This window comes from Streptomyces sp. NBC_01775 (assembly GCF_035917675.1).
Classification (GTDB): Bacteria; Actinomycetota; Actinomycetes; order Streptomycetales; family Streptomycetaceae; genus Streptomyces.
On sequence record NZ_CP109104.1, the window covers coordinates 1,856,894 to 1,876,535 of the forward strand.

Annotated in this window: 13 protein-coding genes, 1 tRNA gene and 2 pseudogenes; 9 read left to right on the plus strand and 7 right to left on the minus strand. The window is 67.5% G+C overall.

All coding sequences use genetic code 11. The features are described 5' to 3' along the window. Positions 1–117 precede the first annotated feature (117 nt). Together OHB04_RS08395 and OHB04_RS41760 are read left to right on the plus strand one after the other, a co-directional pair. Positions 118–1,083: a serine/threonine-protein kinase gene (locus tag OHB04_RS08395; protein WP_326807197.1), complete on the plus strand. Its 966-nt coding sequence runs from the start codon at positions 118–120 to the stop codon at positions 1,081–1,083. Between the two features lie 237 nt (positions 1,084–1,320). Then, positions 1,321–1,494, plus strand: a pseudogene (locus OHB04_RS41760) (hypothetical protein); the annotation flags it as partial. Positions 1,495–1,566: 72 nt separating this feature from the next. On the opposite strand, the gene OHB04_RS08400 reads toward OHB04_RS41760, so the two are convergent. The 4 genes from OHB04_RS08400 to OHB04_RS08415 are packed head-to-tail and all read right to left on the minus strand — an operon-like array spanning position 1,567 to position 6,663. Then, positions 1,567–2,868 carry a hypothetical protein gene (locus OHB04_RS08400; RefSeq protein WP_326807198.1) on the minus strand — a complete coding sequence of 434 codons (1,302 nt, stop codon included), beginning with the start codon at positions 2,866–2,868 and terminating at the stop codon, positions 1,567–1,569. Next, entirely contained in the window at positions 2,865–3,158 is a 294-nt protein-coding gene (locus OHB04_RS08405) for a hypothetical protein (RefSeq protein WP_326807199.1), read from the minus strand. The genes OHB04_RS08400 and OHB04_RS08405 overlap by 4 nt, the downstream gene beginning before the upstream one ends. Next, the gene (locus OHB04_RS08410) at positions 3,155–5,872 is read right to left on the minus strand and encodes an SUMF1/EgtB/PvdO family nonheme iron enzyme (protein WP_326807200.1); all 2,718 of its coding nucleotides are present in this window, start codon (positions 5,870–5,872) and stop codon (positions 3,155–3,157) included. Before OHB04_RS08410 ends, OHB04_RS08405 begins: the two co-directional genes overlap by 4 nt. Beyond that, positions 5,869–6,663, minus strand: coding sequence for a class I SAM-dependent methyltransferase (locus tag OHB04_RS08415; protein WP_326807201.1), 795 nt, complete (start codon positions 6,661–6,663; stop codon positions 5,869–5,871). The genes OHB04_RS08410 and OHB04_RS08415 overlap by 4 nt, the downstream gene beginning before the upstream one ends. 530 nt (positions 6,664–7,193) lie before the next feature. On the opposite strand from OHB04_RS08415, the gene OHB04_RS08420 reads away from it, so the two are divergent. From OHB04_RS08420 to OHB04_RS08445, 6 genes and pseudogenes are all read left to right on the plus strand, one after another. Further along, the gene (locus OHB04_RS08420) at positions 7,194–7,574 is read left to right on the plus strand and encodes a hypothetical protein (protein ID WP_326807202.1); all 381 of its coding nucleotides are present in this window, start codon (positions 7,194–7,196) and stop codon (positions 7,572–7,574) included. 50 nt (positions 7,575–7,624) lie between these two features. Further along, positions 7,625–8,038, plus strand: coding sequence for a hypothetical protein (locus OHB04_RS08425; protein ID WP_326809416.1), 414 nt, complete (start codon positions 7,625–7,627; stop codon positions 8,036–8,038). Then, the gene (locus OHB04_RS08430; protein ID WP_326807203.1) at positions 8,035–12,297 is read left to right on the plus strand and encodes a DUF6531 domain-containing protein; all 4,263 of its coding nucleotides are present in this window, start codon (positions 8,035–8,037) and stop codon (positions 12,295–12,297) included. The genes OHB04_RS08425 and OHB04_RS08430 overlap by 4 nt, the downstream gene beginning before the upstream one ends. After that, positions 12,294–12,587: a hypothetical protein gene (locus tag OHB04_RS08435; protein ID WP_326807204.1), complete on the plus strand. Its 294-nt coding sequence runs from the start codon at positions 12,294–12,296 to the stop codon at positions 12,585–12,587. The genes OHB04_RS08430 and OHB04_RS08435 overlap by 4 nt, the downstream gene beginning before the upstream one ends. A gap of 615 nt (positions 12,588–13,202) precedes the next feature. Further along, positions 13,203–13,697, plus strand: coding sequence for an HIT family protein (locus tag OHB04_RS08440; protein WP_326807205.1), 495 nt, complete (start codon positions 13,203–13,205; stop codon positions 13,695–13,697). Between the two features lie 177 nt (positions 13,698–13,874). Further along, positions 13,875–14,861 (plus strand): annotated as a pseudogene (locus OHB04_RS08445) (IS701 family transposase); the annotation flags it as partial. Between the two features lie 252 nt (positions 14,862–15,113). Here the strand turns inward: OHB04_RS08445 and OHB04_RS08450 are convergent. Both OHB04_RS08450 and OHB04_RS08455 read right to left on the minus strand, forming a co-directional pair. Further along, positions 15,114–16,103 carry a replication-relaxation family protein gene (locus OHB04_RS08450; protein WP_326807206.1) on the minus strand — a complete coding sequence of 330 codons (990 nt, stop codon included), beginning with the start codon at positions 16,101–16,103 and terminating at the stop codon, positions 15,114–15,116. Between the two features lie 100 nt (positions 16,104–16,203). Further along, entirely contained in the window at positions 16,204–17,052 is an 849-nt protein-coding gene (locus tag OHB04_RS08455; protein ID WP_326807207.1) for a hypothetical protein, read from the minus strand. Between the two features lie 721 nt (positions 17,053–17,773). On the opposite strand from OHB04_RS08455, the gene OHB04_RS08460 reads away from it, so the two are divergent. Then, positions 17,774–19,498, plus strand: a complete 1,725-nt coding sequence (locus tag OHB04_RS08460; protein WP_326809417.1) for a recombinase family protein — start codon at positions 17,774–17,776, stop codon at positions 19,496–19,498. On the opposite strand, the gene OHB04_RS08465 is transcribed toward OHB04_RS08460, so the two are convergent. Next, a tRNA-Leu gene (locus OHB04_RS08465) sits at positions 19,463–19,547 on the minus strand. The two genes, OHB04_RS08460 and OHB04_RS08465, sit on opposite strands and share 36 nt — an antisense overlap. Positions 19,548–19,642 lie beyond the last annotated feature (95 nt).

The following is a 19,642-nucleotide window of genomic DNA, read 5'->3' on the forward strand; positions in this document are numbered from 1 at the left end:
TTGAATGGGACGGCATCCGCATACGGCCGGTGTCCGTGCCACACTCTCCCCCCAAGGCGTCCGCAGTGCGGGCACGTTGGGGACGGACCAGACTGACCAGACGGAGTCGTACCGCGTATGGACATCGGACCTGTGGTGGCAAAGCGCTACCGGATCAAGCAGGAGATCGGCTCGGGCGGGATGGGTGTCGTGTGGCTCGCCCACGACGAACACCTCGGTCGCGACGTCGCGCTCAAGACCATGAACGTGACCCCCGGTCTCACCGAAAACCAGCGTGCCCGCGACGCCGAGCGGTTCCAGCGCGAGGCACGGGCCGCCGCTCGCCTTGACCACGCCGGTATCGCCACGGTCTACGACCTCGGCGAGGAGCGGGGCACCCGATACCTCGTCATGCAGTACGTAACCGGCATCGACCTTGATGACCGGATCGCCGAGCAGGAGCGGCTGACCATCGAGGAGTCCGCATCCGTCGGCGTGCAAATCGCGTCCGTCCTCGGCTCCGTACACGCCCGCGACGTCGTTCACCGGGATCTCAAGGGCAGGAACGTCATCATTCGCACCGACGGAGTCGTCAAGGTCCTCGACTTCGGCGTCGCTGCCTTCCTCGACCCCGACACGGCCAAGCTCACCACCACGGGCGAGCGGCCGGGGAGCCTGGAATGCATGGCGCCGGAGCAGGTACGGTGCAAGCGGGTCGACCACCGCACCGATCTGTACGCACTCGGATGTCTGCTGTACAGAATGCTCGCCGGTGAACCCGTCTTCGAGCACCGCTCGGAGCTGATGCTCCCGGGCCTCATCCTGGACCAGCCGCCCGCCCCATTGCGCGAGCTGCGCCCCGACGTCCCTACCGACCTGGAAACTCTGGTACTCCAGCTCCTCGCCAAGAACCCTGATGACCGTCCTGCCCATGCGGGCGAAGTGTGGCAGCGGCTTGCTCTGTGGCTGCCAGAGCGCCGCGATCCGGCCACCGCGCTCACCCCCTGGGCAGAGGTCGACCCGCTCCGCCCCTTCCAGCACCCGATGGGACCGGATGCGCGGCCGGTTCGCGCGTGGGCCAGCTCACGCCGATCGGGCACATGAAATGACCCGCGGCCCGCGCCCTGGAAGCGATCGACACCCAGGCGTCGGTAAGGCCAGATCCAGGGAGCGCGGAGCGGCAAGGATACAGAGTCGTCCATGGGCCTTGACCCCTGCTCTTGGACACACGAGACACTGGCTCCTGAGGATCTGAGAACGGACATCTCGTGGTCATGAAGCACTACCCCGCCAAGCTCAAGGCGGACGCAGTCGCGCTGCACCCAATCGCGCCCCGGAGCAACGACCAGGCAGGTTGCTGCTGATCTGGGAGTCAAGCCGGAGACGCTGTGCAACTGGGTACGGGCGGCCGTCGCAGAAAAAGCCCCTGCCCATCTTGCGTCGTTCCATGGAATTCATACCGAAAGGTGTTGTACCTACGGCATTGGCTCTCTCTTGCCTGCACCTGCACGCTGAGGGACCGGCATAAAGCGGCGGGCTGACAGCAGGAGTCCGCGATGATGAGCGTGCGCTGTGCCTGTGCGCGTGTCAGTGGTTTCGGTCGCTTGGCGAGCGTCCGCGCAGGGCGGTGAGGACGAGGCGGCCGTAGCGGGTGGTGAGGAGTGCGGCGGTGGCGGCGAGGGCGGCGCTGGTGGCGGTGACGAGGTGCCAGGGGTTTTCGTCGCCAAGTACTTGGAGCACGCCCAGTGCTGTGCCGAGGGGGAGACCGAGGATGGTGAGGATGCCGAGGGCGCCGCTGATCTGTTGGTTTTCCTGGGTCTGGATGAGCCTGTTGTGGTCGGCGGCCTCGGCGAGGATTTCGGTGAAGCGGTCGGCGAGGCGGTATTGCTGTTGGTAGGCGATGAGGAGGTCGTTGGCGGTGCCGTGGGTGGTCAGGTGCTGGCGCCAGTAAGTGCTGCGGAAGTGGGCGATCTGGTGTTCGAGGCTGGACAGGCGGTTGGCTTCGCCGGGGCCGGTGAAGACCTGGGCGAGGTCTTCGGTGAGGTGGTCGATGTGGGTGCGCTGGATCATGCCGAACAGGAGGGCGTCGAGGTAGATGCTGCGCATATGGAGTTCGGCGTAGCCGTAGAAGGAGTCGGTGGGCCCGTGGTCGCGGCGGTGGCCGATGAAGGCTGCGCCCTGGCGGAGGACGAGGGCGCTCCAGTCGGCGGATATGCGCAACGCGCCGGCGGTGAGCTGGGGGACGGTGGCGGGGTCGGGTGGGTAGTCGTCGGTGTTGGTGCGGGAGGCGAGTGCCCAGAGCCATTGCTGGGTCGGGGGCCAGAGGCGGTGGTCCTGGTCCCGGTAGAGGCGAGGCAGGGAGCGTCGGCTGGGGGTGAGCAGCGTGACGGTGTAGGGGAGAGTGTCGGGCTCGATGGTGGCGTGGCCTTCGAGGAGGGTCTCCGGTCTGGTGTGGGCGTGGCCCTGCAGGAGGGCGGTGAGCGCGGATCCAGCGGCCGACGGGCGCGCGGTGGTGCCGGGGCGGCGGGCGAGGGAGCGCACAGTGTCGAGGAGTTCCGGGCCGGTGACGGTCAGGTGGAGGACAGCCAGGGCACGGTCGGGGTCGTCGTCGGTGGGAGTGCGCAGGAGTTCCATGCCGTCGACGGTGAGGGGGCCGTGGGTGTGCTGAGCGTGCCGGTGCCAGCGTGTGGGGTGTTGGGGGGTGCCGTAGAGGACGCTGGCGGCGGCGGGGGTGAAGTAGGTGCGGCGGGTGTCGGTGGTGGTGGTTCGGGCGCCGTGGGTGAAGGGCAGGGGGCCCTGGGGCCAGGCTGGGTCGGTGGGCAGGCGTGCGGGCAGGACGATGGCGATGATCTGGCGGACGCCGGTAGGTGCGGTGCGCGTGTGCCTCACTCGTAGAACGCTTCTGGAGAGGGCTGGTTGAGCCGGATGACGAATTCGGCTCGCCAGTTGTCGGCGGGGGCGATGTGGAAGCGGACGCGTTCGCCGGTGTGCAGGGTGCGGAAACCTTCGGTGACGATGTGGGTGTAGTCGAAGGTGTAGTGGCGGCCGTCTTCGTCGTCTTGGACGATGTAGCTGCTTGCGCGGCCGTGGATGCCGCCGCCGTGGGGGCGACGGTCGACGACGCGGCCGAACCGGGGCGCGTCGGCTGAGGCGGGCTTCTGAGGTCGGTCTGCCGTCATGAGTGCGCTTCCTCCTTCTCGTCGTCACCGGTGATGGGCGGTAGCTCGGTGACGCAGCGGAAGCCGACGGCGTTGCTGGCTCGGGAGCGGCGGAACAGACCCTTGGCACTGGCTTGAACGGCGCGCAGTGGGTTGTCGAATGCGCCGCCGCAAATGACGGCTTCGTCTGGGTCGTTGACGCTGGTGGAGGTCCATTCCCAGGCGTTGCCGACCATGTCGGCGATGCCGTAGGGAGAGCGGTTTGCGGGGCGGGCGTCGACCGGGGTGACCCAGGCGTGGCCCAGGCCCTCGCGGTCGAATTCTTGCTTGCATGCCTGGTAGGTGACCAGGGGGCGGCCGGCCCAGGCGTCGGCGCAGTTCACCGCTTGGAGGTCTGGGGTGTCTCCCCAGGGGAAGAGGCGGCCGTCGGTGCCGCGGGCGGCGGCTTCCCATTCCAGTGAGGTGGGCAGGCGCTTGCCTTCGAAAGCGGCGAAGGCGTACGCGGCCCACCAGCTGACGCAGATGGCCGGGTGGTCGTCGTAGCGGGGGTCGTCGTAGTACTCCGGGGCACGCAGCCGCTCGGCCCATGGGGCGTGCGTGGTGCCGGGCGGCTGGTCGGGGTGGTCCCAGGGTGAGGTTCCGTCGGGGCGCAGAGCTTGGAGGAAGGGGCGGTAGCGGGCGACGGTGACCGGGTGGCGGTCGAATCGGACCGGCTGGTGGACGCGGCGGAGCAGCAGTCGTTCGGCTGGGCCGACGAGGTGAACGCCGGGGTGGAGCACGCAGTCCTCGGCCGGGCCGGGATGTGGAGTGTCGGTGGGGTGGGCGGCGAGAAAGGCGCGGACTTGTTCGGTCAAGTAGGGGGTGCCGGGCAGGTCGGCCGCCTGCTCGCGGCCGTCTGACGTGCTGAGGTAACGGGCGGCAAGTAGCTCCTGGTACGCGGAGTGGATGAAGGCCAGTTCCTGGGGGCCGGCCGGCCGGAACAGCGGGGCCAGACGGAATGCCTCGGGCGTAATGCGGCCTCCGTCGAAGGCTTGCGGTCCGAGCGCGTTGTGCAGTTCGAGCAGAGGGAAGACCGTGCGGTCTTCCAGGAAGGCCCGGCCGCAGGTATCAGCGAGGGCTGGGGCGAGTTGCGGCAGTCCGGCGCTGGCGAGGACGTGGTCGATGTGGGTGCCGATGAGCTCAGCGACCGTGAGGGTCCCCGCCATGTTCAGGGCGGTCTGGAGGTGTCGTGCCAGCGGCGTGGAGGGAGCGGCGGCGGCGTCACCCGGGGTGGGTTCGCTGTCGGTTGGGGCGTCGGTCAGGCGCAGCATGCTGAAGCGGGGAACGCGTTGGGGGTCCACGCCGTTGGCGTACATCTGCTCGACCAGTTGCTCGGATACCGCGCTTGAGCAGTCGAGAAGTCGCCGGATCTGCGGGGAATCTGCGAGGAAGGAGACCCGGGAGCTGAGTACGACACAGGACTCGGCGGACAACACCGATGCCAGGTCTGCGAAAAGGCGCAGGAACCCCTCGGGGCTGGGTTCGTCGACGGCCTCGTCGACAGCATCCAGGACACACAGCGCCGAGCCGGAGCGGATCAGGAACAAGAACAGGTCGAAGGCGCGTGCGCGTTCACCCGGCATGCAGGGCGCCAGGATACGGGCCACGTATTCGGCGAAGGTCTCATCCTTGGGCTTCAGACTGAGGTCGAAGTAGAAGCGGAAGCGGCGCGCCGTAGCGGGGGTGTCGTTGACCAGGGAGCGCAACAGGGTGCTTTTACCGCTTCCGGGCTTGCCGATGACCAGGACGTTGGCCGACTCCTGCATGAGCCGGGTCAGGAGTGGTGCGGCGTCTTCCACCTCGGTGATGCGGGATTCGCCGGTGTGCGGGTCGCTGGTGAGCAGTGCGCCGGGCAAGGGCAGGCACTCGCTCGGCATCTCCGGCGTGGCAGTGGCGCAGGAGACCAGGTGGGTCTGAAGGTCGACAATGGTGTCGATGAAGCCTTCATAGCCCACGATTCGGTAATCCTGCCCCAGCAGCGGGCGGACCTGGTCCACCGCGTCGTCGAGGATGACGAACCGGGTGAGCTTGGGCAGCCGGGTCTTCAGCAGCTCGCCGCCGGTGGTCTCCAGCACGTTGCGCAGCTCGGCAGCGTCCTTGGACAGCAGGAGTTCGACGTACTCCAGGCGAACGCCGGACTCGCGGCAGAACAGCTGATAGACGGTCTCCGTCGAGAGGACGAAGCGCTTGGAGACCCGATACCCCAGCGTCAGGTAGAGGCCGGCGAGGAACTCCACTCGGCGCGCAACCTCGGGTTGCATCCGCGGGTCGTCCCCAGTTAGGGCCGGACTGGCGGTGCTGGTGAACCAGGCCAGCACATCGACCAGGCGGCGCACGGCGAGCAAGCCGTCTTCCTCCGCGATCTCATAGCCGTCGTGCGTGGAGCGGTTGCGCAGGCGCTGGATGTCGGTGAGCGCGTTGAGGACCGTTGTGCTGCGAATGTGCGGACGGCAGCCCTTGATCAGCTCGCTGAGCATGCGACCGGACGGGTCGCCGGCCACCTCATGGTGCCGCCACAGCTGCTTCAGCAGTTTCTCGGTGATCTTGCCGACCAGAGCGATGGCATTCTCGGGATAGCCATCGTCCAGCGACCGTAACGGGCGCTCCAGATCAATCCCGAGGCGCTCCGCGACCCGGGAGTGATCGTCCAGCTCGTGCCGTAACCGGCGCAGACGCTCGTCCACCGGAGCGGTCACCGCGCACCCCCGCCCGGGGTGGTGGTGTCAGAGGAATCCTCACGGACACCAAGGACGAACGCGAATCGGTCGGGGAAGACAAGCTCTGGTTCCGGATGGCGGGCTCGGATCTCCTCGATCCCGGTGTCGAGCTCCTCATCGCTGAAGGTCGACAGCACGGACATGTACCGGGCCCTGACCATGGCCAAGTAACGCTCCTTGTCCAGCCGCAGCTCATGCTCCACGAAGGTCAGCTCGGCCCGGAGCCCCGCATCGGTCAGGTGCTGGGCGATGCCAGCGGGGTCGGGCTGGCGCTCTTCATATCGCTTGAGGGCTTCGGCGAAGAGTGGGTAGGCGATGGTGGTTGGCAACATCGCCACCAAGAGCCGCCCACCGGGCGCCAACAGCCGGGCCAGGCCGCCGAGGGTGGCGGCGGGATCGGTGACGTGGTGCACTGACTCCTTCAGCCACATCGCATCCAGTTGCTCATAGGGCAAGGTCACCGTCTGGTTGGCGATCTCCTCAGCCGAGGCCCCAAGCGGTGAGAGAGCAGGAGATGAGGGAAGCTGATCGAGCATCGCCGTTGAAGGGTCCACACACAGCAGCGGGCGATGTGGGTGAAGAACCTCAGCGATTTTTCTGGCAAACAGGCCAGTACCGCAGCCGATGTCCGCCATACGGTCGTCCGCCGACAACTCCAGCGCCGAGGCGATCTGCTCGGACATCCACCGGATGAAGGCCGGACTATACGCCCAGTTGTCGTCGTACGCGCTGGCGAGATTTTGGTAGTGCTCCCCCATGTCACGCCGCACCGACGCCTCCTGACCCATTCTGATCACTCACGCTGCCCCGACTTGCCAGACTACCCAAATGAGCACACCCAGCAACTGGGGCGTATGCCGAGCCGATGGCGTCAGCCGACCAGCGCTGACGCCATCCGGGGGCTCATGGCTACATCGCTCCGGCGCTGCTGGCTGTCGACTCGTGCTGGCCCCTTGGAAGCGATCCGCGAACGGATCCCCGCCCGGATTCTCCCGCGCCAGCAGGACGACACCTCCTCCGGCTATGCGAGCACCTTGGTGTATGCGACGACGTGGGGCAGGAGACCGATACGGCTTTCTGCTGGAACCGGTGGCGCCCCCGTCAATAAGCGCAGGCTCCACTCACCGTCAACGATGCACCCCTGTATCCCACTATGGGTCATAGCGTGCCCGTGAGAGCAGCGCCCCGCCCTGTTACCAGAGTGAGGGCCTGGCTACACTCAGGCACTTCGGCGCACTGGGGTTCGAGTGCAATCTGGGCCGTGTGGCGTCGCCGTCCCCCCACTCTGGAGTTGCGCACGATGAGCAAGCGAACGTTCCGTAATGCCTCGTTCGTTGCGATAGTCGCCGCCACCTCGCTCGGTCTGACAGCCTGCGGCAGCGACGAGAGCGGCGGCAAGAGCCAGAAGGCGGACCCGCGCACCTGCACGTACGACCTGACCAAGGCCGAGGGCGGTTACGAGGTCGATTCCCAGGGCACCGACTGCAACATCACCTATCAGCGCACCTCCGGCAAAGGACGCAGCTATCCCTTCAAGGCATCACTCGTATGGGACGTGACTTGGACCGACACCGCCGGACCTGACGGGCCCCCGATGCGCGATCCCGCCCTCGCCGACAGCCAGTCCACATTCGAACAAGACGTCACCGTCGAGGAAATCCAGTCCATCGTCCGCGACTGACCATCGCACGAGGTTTCATGTCTCACCCCGAACAGCCCCCGTCCACGCACATGCAGTTGAACCACGCGACCACATCCGACTACGGGCCCGGTGCGGGCAAGGGTGGGAAAGTACTGGGGATCGCGGTTCCGGAATTGAAGCTGGCGGCGCCAGTCTTCAGCAAGCAGAGCCGGAAGCTGAGCCGGGCGCTGACCACGTTGATCACCACACTGGACGGATTGGGCACTCCGTGGGGGGACGACCCCTCGGGTAAGAACTTCGCGGAAAAGTACGAGCCGAGCCAGCGCTCCATCGAGAGAGCCACGGGGGTGCTGGTGCTTGGGCTGGTGAGCATCCACGAGGCACTCGATGACATGAAGGACGGGCACCTCGACAACGACGACCTGGTCGAGGGAATGTTCACCAAGATCCCCCGCGAGCACGGAGAGGCTGGCAAGGCCGGCAAGGATGGTGGCGGCGCGTGAGCGTGGTGGAGAAGGCCTGGGAAATCCTGGAAGGGATGGGCCTGATCTGGCCGGACGCCGACGAGGGCAAACTGCGGGACGCGGCGCGCGCGTGGCGGGCCTTTGCGAAGGACGTCGAGGAGGTGCGGGGGGACACCAACAACTCGGCTCACCGGATCATGGAGGCCAACAGCGGCGAGGCCATCGATGTCTTCGAGAAGTTCTGGTCCCGCTATGTCGGCAGGGGAGAGAAGGGCTGGCTGCGCGACCTGCCCGAATCGGCCCAGGACATGGCAAAGGCGCTGGATGAACTCGCGGATGACGTCGACAGCACGAAGAAGCAGATCCGCAGCGAGATCGTGGGCAGTGCGGCACTGATCGCGGCCGGGGTGGTATTGACCGGTCCCACCTACGGGGTATCCGATCTGGCGGCCGGCGCGGCGGCGACCAGGATCGTCACCCTCAGCATCGAGAAGTCCACGTCCCTGGCGACCCGTGCGGGCGCGATCTTCACCCGTGTCGCACGGGGTGCCGTGTTCGCCGGGGTCGGCAGCGTCGCGATGGACCTGGCCGTGGCCCAGCCGGCGCGGATCATGGCCGGGCAGCGGGATGGGTTCAGCCTGGAGGAGGTCAGCAACGCCGCGAAGTACGGCACGCTGTTCGGCGGGATTTTGGGCCCGTTCACTCCAGGAACGGGTGAAGGGCCGGGGGCTAGAACGCCGCCGATGAAGCGCCCGCCCTCGCTGCGCGAGAAGCTCATCCCGGGCAAGTCCTCGCGGCCGACCAGCAAGGTGCCGGGGACGGGGGAACCGGTCGACGTCGCCACCGGTGCGATGTACATGGAGCAGACCGACCTGGAACTGCCCGCCTCGCTGCCGCTGCACTTCACCCGTACCTACGTGTCCTCTTACCGGGCCGGGGTGTGTTTCGGCCCGAACTGGTCCTCCATCCTGGATGAACAGGTCCAACTCGACCAGCAGGGGGTGGTGTTCGCGGCGGCCGACGGAATGCGGCTGGTCTACCCGATCCCCGAGCCCGGCCTACCGGTGCTTCCGGACAAGGGCCCGCGCTGGCCGCTGGAATGGGACGGCAAGCCGGACGGCGTACTGACGGTCACAGACCCGGACAGCGGAGTGATCCGCGCGTTCACCCACCCCGGCCCCACCCAGGACGAGGCGACCGTACGGCTGCCGCTGGAGTCCTGGCAGGACCGCAACGGCGCCCGCATCGAGGTGGACCGCGACGCAGACGGGGTACCTACCGCAGTGCGCCACTCCGGCGGCTACCACCTCGCCGTCGAGACCCAGGACCAGCATGTCACGGCGCTGCGGCTGCTGGACGAGGCGCCTTCGGCATACGACTCGCCCGAGGGAGCGGCGCAGCCCGCGCCCAGCACGCTGGTGATGCGCTATGGCTACGACGAGGCAGGCAACCTGGCCGAGGTGGTCAACTCCAGTGGGAAGGCATGGCGTTTCGCCTACGACGGTGAAGGCCGCATGCTCTCGTGGACCGACCGCAACGGGGTGTGGTGCCGCTTCACCTATGACGACGCGGGCCGCACGATCCGCACGGCGGGCACCGAGGGCATCTACAACGACACCTTCACCTACGACGAGGACGCCCGCACCACCACCTACACCGACGCACTCGGGCACCGCACCGTCTTCCGCTACAACGACGACGGCCAGGTGGTGGCCGAGACCGACCCGCTCGGCAACACCACGCACACCGAGTGGGACGCGCGAGGCCACGACCGCATTTCCCATACGGACAAGCTCGGCCGCACCACGCGCTACACCTACGACGAGGACGGCAACCTGACCGAGGTATTGCTGCCGGACGGGTCACGCGCGTCCGCGACGTACAACGCGCTGCGTCAGCCGGTCACCGTGACGGACCCGGGTGGCGCGCGTTGGCTCCGCTCCTGGGACGACCTGGGCAACCTCACACGCTCGGTGGACCCGACGGGGGCGGTCACCCGCTACGCGTACGACACACACGGGCATCTGGCCACCGTGACGGACGCGCTGGGACACACCCGCGAGATCACTCCCAACGCGGCGGGACTTCCGGCCACCGTGACGGACACGCTGGGACACACCACCCGCATCGAGCGCGACGCATTCGGCCGCATCACCGCGATCACCGATCCCCTGGGCCACGTCACGCGCATGTGCTGGACGGTCGAAGGTAAACCGCGCTGGCGCAAGGACCCCATGGGCGGCCAGGAATCGTGGACCTGGGACGACGAGGGGAACCTTCTTAAGCACACCGATCCCGCCGGTCACACCACGTCCCACACCCCGGGCCCCTGGGTTGTGACGGCTGCCCGCACCGACGCGGACGGCGCCGCCTACACCTTCGCCTACGACACCACGCTCCGTCTCACCCGTGTGACCAACCCCCAGGGCCTGCACTGGGATTACACCTATGATGCGGCCGGACGCCTCATATCCGAAACGGACTTCAACGGCGCCAGGCTGACCTACGCACACGACTCGGCTGGCCAGTTGACGGCCCGTACCAACGCGGCAGGCCAGACCGTTCGCTACACCCGCGATGTGCTCGGCCGCGTGACCGAGAAGCACGACGAGGACGCGGCCACGGTGACAACGTTCGCCTACGACGCAGCGGGCGAACTGATCCGGGCGAGCAGTCCGGACGCGGAGATGGCAGTCGAGCGCGACGCGTTCGGCCGCGTGCTGACTGAGACAATCAACGGCCGCACCATCTCGTACACCTACGATGCCCTGGGCCGCTGCACCGAGCGCGTCACCCCTTCCGGCCTCGCCTCTACATGGACCTACGATGCCGAAGGCCAGCCCCTGGAGCTGGCCACCGACCACGGCACTCTGGCCTTCGCCTACGACGCGGCAGGCCGCGAGACCGAATGTCGTACAGGCGACGTCACCCTGGCCCAGCACTGGGACCAGGCCAGCCGCCTCACCACCCAGGCGGCGACAGCAGGCTCCACGCTTCTTCAACACCGCAAGTACACCTACCGCCCCGACGGCTACCTCACCGAGATCCGCGAACTCACCACGGGCACCCGCCGGTTCGACCTCGACTCGCTCGGAAAAGTCACCGCCGTCCATGCCCATGGATGGCGCGAGACCTACGCCTACGACCCGGCCGGCAACCAAACCACCGCCGAGGCCCCCGGCCACCCTGCCACCGGAGAACGCCGCATCGAAGGCACCCTCCTCCACAGCGCGGGACGCACTACCTACACACACGACGAAGCAGGCCGCCGAATCGCCAAGACGAGCCGACTGCTCAACGGCGAGAAAAAGACCTGGACCTACACCTGGGATGCCGACGATCGCCTCACCCAGGTGACCACCCCGAACGCCGAGACCTGGACGTACGCCTACGACCCGCTAGGCCGCCGCATCAACAAGACCGCCCCAGATGGTCAAAGGATCCACTTCACCTGGGACGGTACTCGCCTGGCCGAACAAACCACGCACGACGGCGTGACAACCACCTGGGACTACGCCCAGGGCACCCATCGTCCCCTCACCCAGACCGACCACACGCCACTGTCCCGGAAACCGGGCGAGTCCCTCCTCGCCAAACTCACCGGCCCCACTGCCAGCCACCCTCGTTTCCACGCCGTCCTCACCGACCTCACCGGCACCCCCACCGAACTGATCGCCCCGGACGGCCATATCGGCTGGCAACACCGCACCACCCTCTGGGGCACCCAGCTCCCAGGACCACCCACCCAACGGGCAGAGATCACCTGCCCCCTCCGCTTCCCCGGCCAATACGCCGACCCTGAAACCGGCCTGCACTACAACCACTTCCGCTACTACGACCCCGAAACCGCCCGCTACCTCACCCCGGACCCCCTCGGACTCACTCCGGCTCCCAACCACCACGCGTATGTCCACAACCCACTGGCATGGACCGACCCACTGGGGCTTTCGCCTAGCGGAAGCGATGGACGGAAGGTGGGCGACGACGGCACGTCACCCCGCACCCCAACTGGCCGCAGGGGTACTCAGTTCGACGTCGCCCTCCCGAACGGCAGGACTGCCAGCAACTCTCCCGGCACGATCAACGGGCGGGACTACAGCGGCCATGCCTTTGATCGGATGCAGAAGCAGGGGATAATGCCCAGTGTCGTCGAGCACGCAATCACACCCAACAACATGGTCATCGGAAAACGCGCAGGAACTACCGCCTACCATGACCAACTAAACAACTTGACCATAATCACCGATTCGACCACAGGGCGCGTAATAACCGCCGACTATGGCATCATAAGACAGTGAAGGAACTTATGGAAGACAAAGAGTATGCGGAAATGCTCAGGAGGTCCATTAAAGCCTACAGAGAGGGAAGTATGCCCCTGGGGAGACTAGTTGGAGATGTGGAGTCGATTGCAGATTCCATGTCCGACTCTGAGGGTCGCGAGAAGATTCGAAGCGAATGGTGGACTCTGGAACAAGTATATGCGGTTGAAATTCTAGACCGGGAGGCGGGAGAACTTCCCGAATCTGCCATCAATCAAGTGACCGATGCGCTGCAACGGCTTGACGAAATCGCCACTTCGTTGGGATGACCGTGCTGACTCAGCAGCAGGGATCGGAACTATCTGCACAATTGCCGCATCCGGGTGAACATGAAGCTGCAACCTGACGGAAGTCGCAGGCTTTCCACTGTGGTCTTTCGAGGAAGTGGACCGAGGGTGAGCATCGAGGGAGTCTTCCCCACTGGCAGCCCTATTCCTAATCGAGTGCGTGGAGGTGATTGCAGCATGTACCGCAATTTATTGTCCCGGAGGACTTCGAAATCATTGCAAAAATTGAAATCTTGCTAGAATAAGAGGACGAGGGGGTGCGGCGTCTCGTCTTCCGGCATGAAGGAAGAGGAACGTCTTCTTCACGTACGATGCATTGGGCATGTCAGTGCGTTTGCGTTGGGTTGATGGATCGGGCGAGGAGGTCGTCGATTTGTTTCGTAAAGGGGCGACGCTCATGGAAGTCGAATCCAGTGCGTCGCGAACAGCGATCTCCGTCACGTTCAACGTGAATGAGTGCTCCAGCTCTTAGTACTCCAGTTGTAGATCCCGATCTTGAGTCGTTGGTCCCCTTTGCGCCGGTGCGGGTCGTAGGGCTGCGGCAGACTGGTGCACCCCCTACGGAGAGGCGCGCAGGTGCCAACGGATCGACAGCCAATGGACCTTGAGGGGTACGTGGAGCGGACCCGAAGTGGCCCGTGCTTTGTCTGTGCGTTCCTGGCCGGGAACCCGGACTACCCACATGCGACGGTTTTTGAAGATGCCGATCACGTGGCGTTCCTGGACAGGTGGCCCACGGTGCCGGGCAAGGTCCTGGTCGCGCCGAGGGCGCACGTCGAGCACGTCGTGCGCGACCTGGGCGAGGCGGCCTACGGCCGACTCATGCTGTTCGTCCGGGAGATCGCCCTCGCCGTCGAGACCGTCAGCGAGCCAGAGCGCACGTACCTGTACTCGCTCGGCAGCCAGCAGGGCAATGCCCATCTGCACTGGCACATCGCCGCCCTGCCGCCCGGCGTTCCCTATGCTGAGCAGCAGTTCCACGCTCTGATGACGGAGAACGGGGTCCTGACGCTGTCGCCGGAGCAGGCGGCCTCGATGGCCGCGCGTCTGCGTGAGGCGGTCATCGCCCGGGGTGTGCTCAAGCCGGGCTGACCGTCGGCGTCCGGCTGTTTCCAGTCGGCCGCCCACCTAGCGGTCTTGCTGGTCGGGAGCGATCGGCACGCGGATGCGGCCACCGTTGATCATCGGCGTGTGAAGACAAACGATCAAGCGGTGGCCGCAGGTCACAGCGTAGACCTTGCCCGCTGGCAGGAGACGTTCGAGGGCCTGATGGGCCTCATCGCGGGCCGGTTCGCCCGCATCGGACCCCGACGCCGGGTCCGGAGCCTGGTACTCGGACTGCTGTCGGACCTGCCGCGCAAGAACTGCTGGACCATCGCCGAATGGGCCGGCGAGAAGACACCGGTCGGCATGCAGCACCTGCTGGGGCGGGCAAAGTGGGATGCGGACCAGGTCCGCGACGACGTGCGCGACTACGTCGTCGAGCACCTGCACGACGACCAGGCGGTCCTGGTGGTCGACGAGACCGGCGACGTGAAGAAGGGCACCGCCACGGTCGGCGTCCAGCGCCAATACACCGGAACTGCGGGCCGGATCGAAAACGCTCAGGTCGCCGTCTACCTGGTCTACGCCGGTCAGCACGGGCACGCCGCCGTGGATCGGGAACTATACATCCCGCGCTCCTGGACCGCCGACTCCGACCGTTGCCGCGCCGCCGGCCTGGACCAGGAGACCGCCTTCGCCACCAAGCCGGAACTGGCCGTCCGCGTGGTGACCCGGTTCCTGGACGCCGGCCACCGCGCCGCCTGGGTCGCGGGCGACGAGGTCTACGGCGGCAACCCGACGCTGCGAACCACACTGGAGGCACGTGGCGCTGGCTACGTGCTGGCAGTGGGGTGCTCCCACGAAGTCACCACCACTGCGGGGAAGTTCCGCAGGGACACGCTGGTCAAGAAGCTGCCCAGACGGGCCTGGCAAAAACTCTCCGCCGGGGCCGGAGCAAAGGGCCACCGCTCCTACGACTGGGCCGTCATCGACCTCACCGATCCCCGGCCCGATACTCATCAACTGCTGATCCGCCGCAACGGCAGCACCGGCGAACTGGCCTACTACCGTTGCTTCTCACCCATACAGGTCCCGCTGGCCACGCTGGTGCGAGTCGCTGGATCGAGGTGGCGTGTGGAGGAGTTCTTCCAGGCCGGCAAGGGCCTGGCCGCCCTGGACCAGCACCAGGTCCGCCGCTACCCGTCCTGGTCGCTGGGTCACGCGCTCCCGTGCCGGTTGGGGAGCAGTCTGGGCATGCTCGGCGGTGCACTTGGTCAGATGGTGCCGGGGAGTCCGTACGGATCGGCTGACCGCGGTCGGCTCGCACGAACGCCCATCGATCTGCGGGGACCGGGCGGGCCGATCGGTCCGGTCGATCCGGTCGATCCCGTCGGTCCGCGAGCGGGCGTCGATCGGGTGCACCGCGCTCCTCTGCACCTGGGGTGCACCCGACCGGGCCCGGTGTCAGGTGCGGCTGTCGGTGGTGGCTGGGGGCAGCGGGGGTACGGGGAGAGCGAGCGGTGTGCCCGTCTCGATCGGTTCCAGATCCGGGGCGGGAGACAGATCGGGCCAGTGGGTTGCGAGTTCGGTCAGCGTCAGGCGCAGCGCAGGTGGGTGGGCGGGGAGCCACCACGGTCCCCAGGGGGTGTCGGTGGTGAGGTCGGCTGAGGCGGTGGCGAGGAACAGCTCGTACTGGCGGGCGGTTCCGGTGAGGCGCTGACGGATGGCGTGCTCGCGGGACGCGGTGCGGGTGTGGAGCAGCAAGGCGGGGCGGTCGCGGGTGGTCGTGGTGAAGTGGGCGTAGGCGTCGAGTTTCGCTTCGACGCGGGCGAGGTTCTGGCTGCCGGTGTCGTATTCGAGGAAGAACGGCAGCGTTTGGTCGCCGTCGCTCCAGTGTGCGTAGGCGTCGGGGTGGACGAGGTCGCCCCAGCGGCGTTCGCAGGAGCGTGCCGAGAGCCACAGCGTGAGCCCGGCCTGGTGGGTGTAGCGGTGGGCGGCGAGGCGGACCAGGAAGTCGTTGGTGGCGAGGTCGTGGCCGAGGAAGGGTGAGAACGCGATGCGGGCGGTGTGGGTGGGGCGCCAGCTCAGTGCCTTCGGGGCGCAGTCGGCGTGCGCGGCGAGGAGGGCAGCGCCGGCGGGGCCGAGGGTGTAGTGCTCGGGCGAGGAGCCGTACGCGGTCAGCGGGCGGAAGGAGTCGAGGAGGCCGAGCCGGTGGAGGACGAGCAGGCGGCGCTGGGCGCGGCGGCGGGCGGAGAAGGCAAGCCGGTGGATCTGACCGGTGGTCAGCACCCGGTGCTCGTGCACCATGCGCACCAGCCACTGGTCGCGCGGGGTGAGGTGGGAGGCGAGCGCGGCCAACGGGACGCGCGCCGGCGCGCGGGTGCGGGTTGTCGCGGCGCGGGTGACGTACTGGGAGCCGGGGCCGGATCCGGGACGGGGAAGAGCAGGGGGCAAGAGGGGGATCACCTCCGCAGGTGGGCAGGGAGACCGCGCCTGGGGTGGACCGTGGGACCGAGGCGGTGGCCATGAAGGAACGGATTCATCCCTGAACGGGTCACGGTGCGTACGGTCGGTCGGTTGGCTGGAGCCACTCAGCAAGGCGGACTTCCGCGTCTTGGCGCCGTCGACACAGCGTGCGCCGGGTGTAGCCGCGCTCGGCGGCCAGTTCCCTGACCGAAGCGTCGCCGAGGCGCGTACCGGCGATCAACTGCGCCTCGTCGACGGTGATCAGACGGGACCGGACGGCATCGGCCAGGACGGTGAACTCATGCCGCATCCCCGACGTTCCCTCCCCTGGACTCGCTACCTCTCCGGCGTCGGCTGGCGGGACACTGGATGTGCCCCCACCCGCCTCCTCCCGCCCTCCGTGGCGCCGCTCGGTGCGGAGTAGTCGTTGGGCGGCGGAGTCGGCAGCACGGAACAGGGTCAGCTCCGCTCGGCCGGGCGTGGTGGTTGGCTCGCGCAGTGCGCCGAGGGTGGCGGTGAGGATTTCCTGCTCCAGGTCGATGCGTTCCACCCCGGGTGGGCGCCTGCGGCGTCGCGCCGTGCGGTGCAGCACGGGCAGTGCGAAGCCGAGCGCCGCCAGCTCCCATGGCTCGCCCTCCCGGCGGGCACGGTCAATCACCCCGGCCCACACCTGCGAGCGGGCGGTGGAGTCGGGCTTCTGGCGCACCATCCAGTCGCGCACCTGCCACAGCGGCCGGGCCGCTTCCGTCCCCTTGGCGCCGGACGCTTCGGGGTCCGGGAGGGTCAGCCGGTGCGGGTCTCGGGAGAGGCGGCGGAAGGTGCGCTCGACCGAGAGGAACGGGGACCCCGACGTCGGGATCGACGCGGTCACGGCGGGCAGGGCGTGTGGCTGGTCGCGGTGCAAGGGCGCCTCCGTGCGGCGGGCGGGATCGGTCACCTCCCTTTACTGCCGTAGCCCCGTGCCACTCGCGTGCCAGTTGCGTGCCACCCCCGAGCCAGTGGCTCGGGGGTGGCACGTTATGTGCGGATCTGTGACTGCCACTTCGCCCTGTGACCTGCACCGTTCCCAGGGGCGGTGGTCCGGGATTCGCACTTGAACAAGGCGGCTACCCAGACGGGTGAATTCCCGCGCGGGCCGAGGTGGTTCGGTACTGGCTCGTATACCGGATGACCTGCGGCGATTCCTCGCCGAGAGGCACGATCCAACGTCCCGTCGGAAGTCGCGTGGCCAAAGCGGGGTGCTGCGTGTCCACCCCTCTCGACAGCACCCACACCAGCCTCGAAGAGCCCAACCACGACACCACGAGTGCACTCGGTAGAGATCTCTCCGGAGGTTATGTGCCCGCATCGCGTGCCCCTCGCCGCGACCGGTCCCACACCCCGAGCCAGCCGACGAATACGCCCGCGAGCCAGCCCACCGTCCACCTCCCCGACAAGCCCCCGCCCCTCACTCCCGAAGCCGCCGCAGCACTCCTCGACTTCCTGCTCCGCGAGCACACCGAGTACGCCGAGCACGCTGCCCAGGCCGTACCAGCCGAACAACCGGCCCGCCACGACCCAAATCAGCGACTGGCCCTCCATCGCGACTCGACGGTACGACGGACGACGACCACCCGACCCGCCCGCACCGTCCCGACAGGGAGCCGCCCGTGCCGCCCATGAATCGCGTGACCCGTTTCGCCTTCGCCGGACGCTGCTCTACCGAAGACCTCCAGGACCCCGAGACGTCCCGCAACTGGCAGCTCACCCGCGCCCGCACCCTCATCGAACCCACCGGCGGCGAGATCGTCACCGAATACTTCGACTCCGGCCACTCCCGCGCACTCCCCTGGCAGCGCCGACCCCGCGCAGCCGACCTGCTCCGAGATCTACGCGACCCGGACCGGCCCTTCGACGCCGTCGTCATCGGCGAGCCCCAGCGCACCTTCTACGGCAACCAGTTCGGCAACACCTTCCCCCTCTTCGTCCACTTCGGCATCCCGCTCTGGGTACCCGAAGTGGGCGGGCCGATCGACCCGGAGAACGAGGCGCACGACCTCGTCATGTCCGTCTTCGGCGGCATGAGCAAGGGCGAACGCAACCGCATCAAGGTCCGCGTCCACACCGCGATGTCCGCACAGGCCCAGATCGAGGGCCGCTACCTCGGCGGACGCCCGCCCTACGGCTACCTCCTCGCCGACGCCGGACCGCATCCCAACCCGGCCAAGGCCGCCGACGGCAAGCGGCTCCACAAGCTCGCCCCCGACCCGGTCGCAGCGCCCGCTGTACGCCGAATCTTCCGCGAGTACCTGCGCGGAAGCGGCATGTACGCCATCGCCGAGGGCCTCACCCGCGACGGCATCCTCTGCCCCTCCGCGCACGACCGCGCCCGCAACCCGCACCGCGACGGCCACGCCTGGTCCAAGGGAGCCGTCCGCACCATCCTGATGAACCCCCGCTACACCGGCCACCAAGTCTGGAACAAGCAGCACAAGAAAGAGATCCTGCTCGACATCGACGACGTCACCCTCGGCCACCGCACCCAGCTCACCTGGAACTCCCACGACAAGTGGATCTGGTCGGCCGAACCTGCCCACGAACCGCTCGTGCCGATGGCCGACTTCCAAGCGGCCCAGGCCCAACAGGAACGCCGTCGCAACATCGCGGGCGTGGAGCGCATGGTCGGCCCGACCAAACGCAGTTACGCACTTCGCGGCCTGCTGCGCTGCGGACAGTGCGACCGCAAGATGCAGGGCAACTACAACAACGGCCTCCCCAACTACCGCTGCCGCTACCCCGCCGAATACGCCCGGAGCGCGTCCCTCCCCCACCCCCTGACCGTCTACGTCCGCGAGGGCGCGCTCCTCCCCGCACTCGACGCGTGGATCGCCCGCACCTTCGCCCCCGGCCGCCTCAAGCAGACCCTCCAGGCCCTGCACCAAGCCCAGAGCATGACCACCCCCGCCCCCGGTCCCGCGCTGGAAGTCGCCCGTCGCACCCTCGCCGACTGCGACCGCCGCATCGACCGCTACCGCGCCGCCATCGACGCCGGAACGAACCCGGCACTCGTCACCGAGTGGATCAACAAGGCAACAGCCGACCGCAACGCCGCCCAACGCCAGATCGCCGCCGTCACAGCAACGACAGCCACCCCCACGAAGATCCCTCGCCCGCTCACCGAAGAACAGATCGCCCAGGTCATCAAGGACCTCGGCAATCTCGCCGACCGGCTTCAGCAAGCCGCCCCGGAGCGCAAAGCCCCGCTCTACGCGGCCTTCGGTCTATCCCTCACCTACGACCACAGCAAAAGGGCCGTGACAGTGGAGTCACGGCCCGAGAGCGTGTGTACGGCATGTGCGTACGGTGCGTGTCCGAGGGGGGACTCGAACCCCCACGCCCGATAAAGGGCACTAGCACCTCAAGCTAGCGCGTCTACCATTCCGCCACCCGGACTGGGCTGTGCCGGGGCTGGGCCCTCGGCGACGGAGTAACGATACCAAGGGTTGGGAGTGGTTCTCACCAGGGATTTCCCTCGGCCGGGCGGGGAC

Coding starts and splice junctions, on each gene's coding strand:
- OHB04_RS08395 (WP_326807197.1), top strand. CDS start 118: ATGGACATCGGACCTGTGGTGGCAAAGCGCTACCGGATCAAGCAGGAG.
- OHB04_RS08405 (WP_326807199.1), bottom strand. CDS start 3,158: ATGACGGCAGACCGACCTCAGAAGCCCGCCTCAGCCGACGCGCCCCGG.
- OHB04_RS08420 (WP_326807202.1), top strand. CDS start 7,194: ATGAGCAAGCGAACGTTCCGTAATGCCTCGTTCGTTGCGATAGTCGCC.
- OHB04_RS08425 (WP_326809416.1), top strand. CDS start 7,625: ATGCAGTTGAACCACGCGACCACATCCGACTACGGGCCCGGTGCGGGC.
- OHB04_RS08440 (WP_326807205.1), top strand. CDS start 13,203: ATGGACCTTGAGGGGTACGTGGAGCGGACCCGAAGTGGCCCGTGCTTT.
- OHB04_RS08460 (WP_326809417.1), top strand. CDS start 17,774: ATGAATCGCGTGACCCGTTTCGCCTTCGCCGGACGCTGCTCTACCGAA.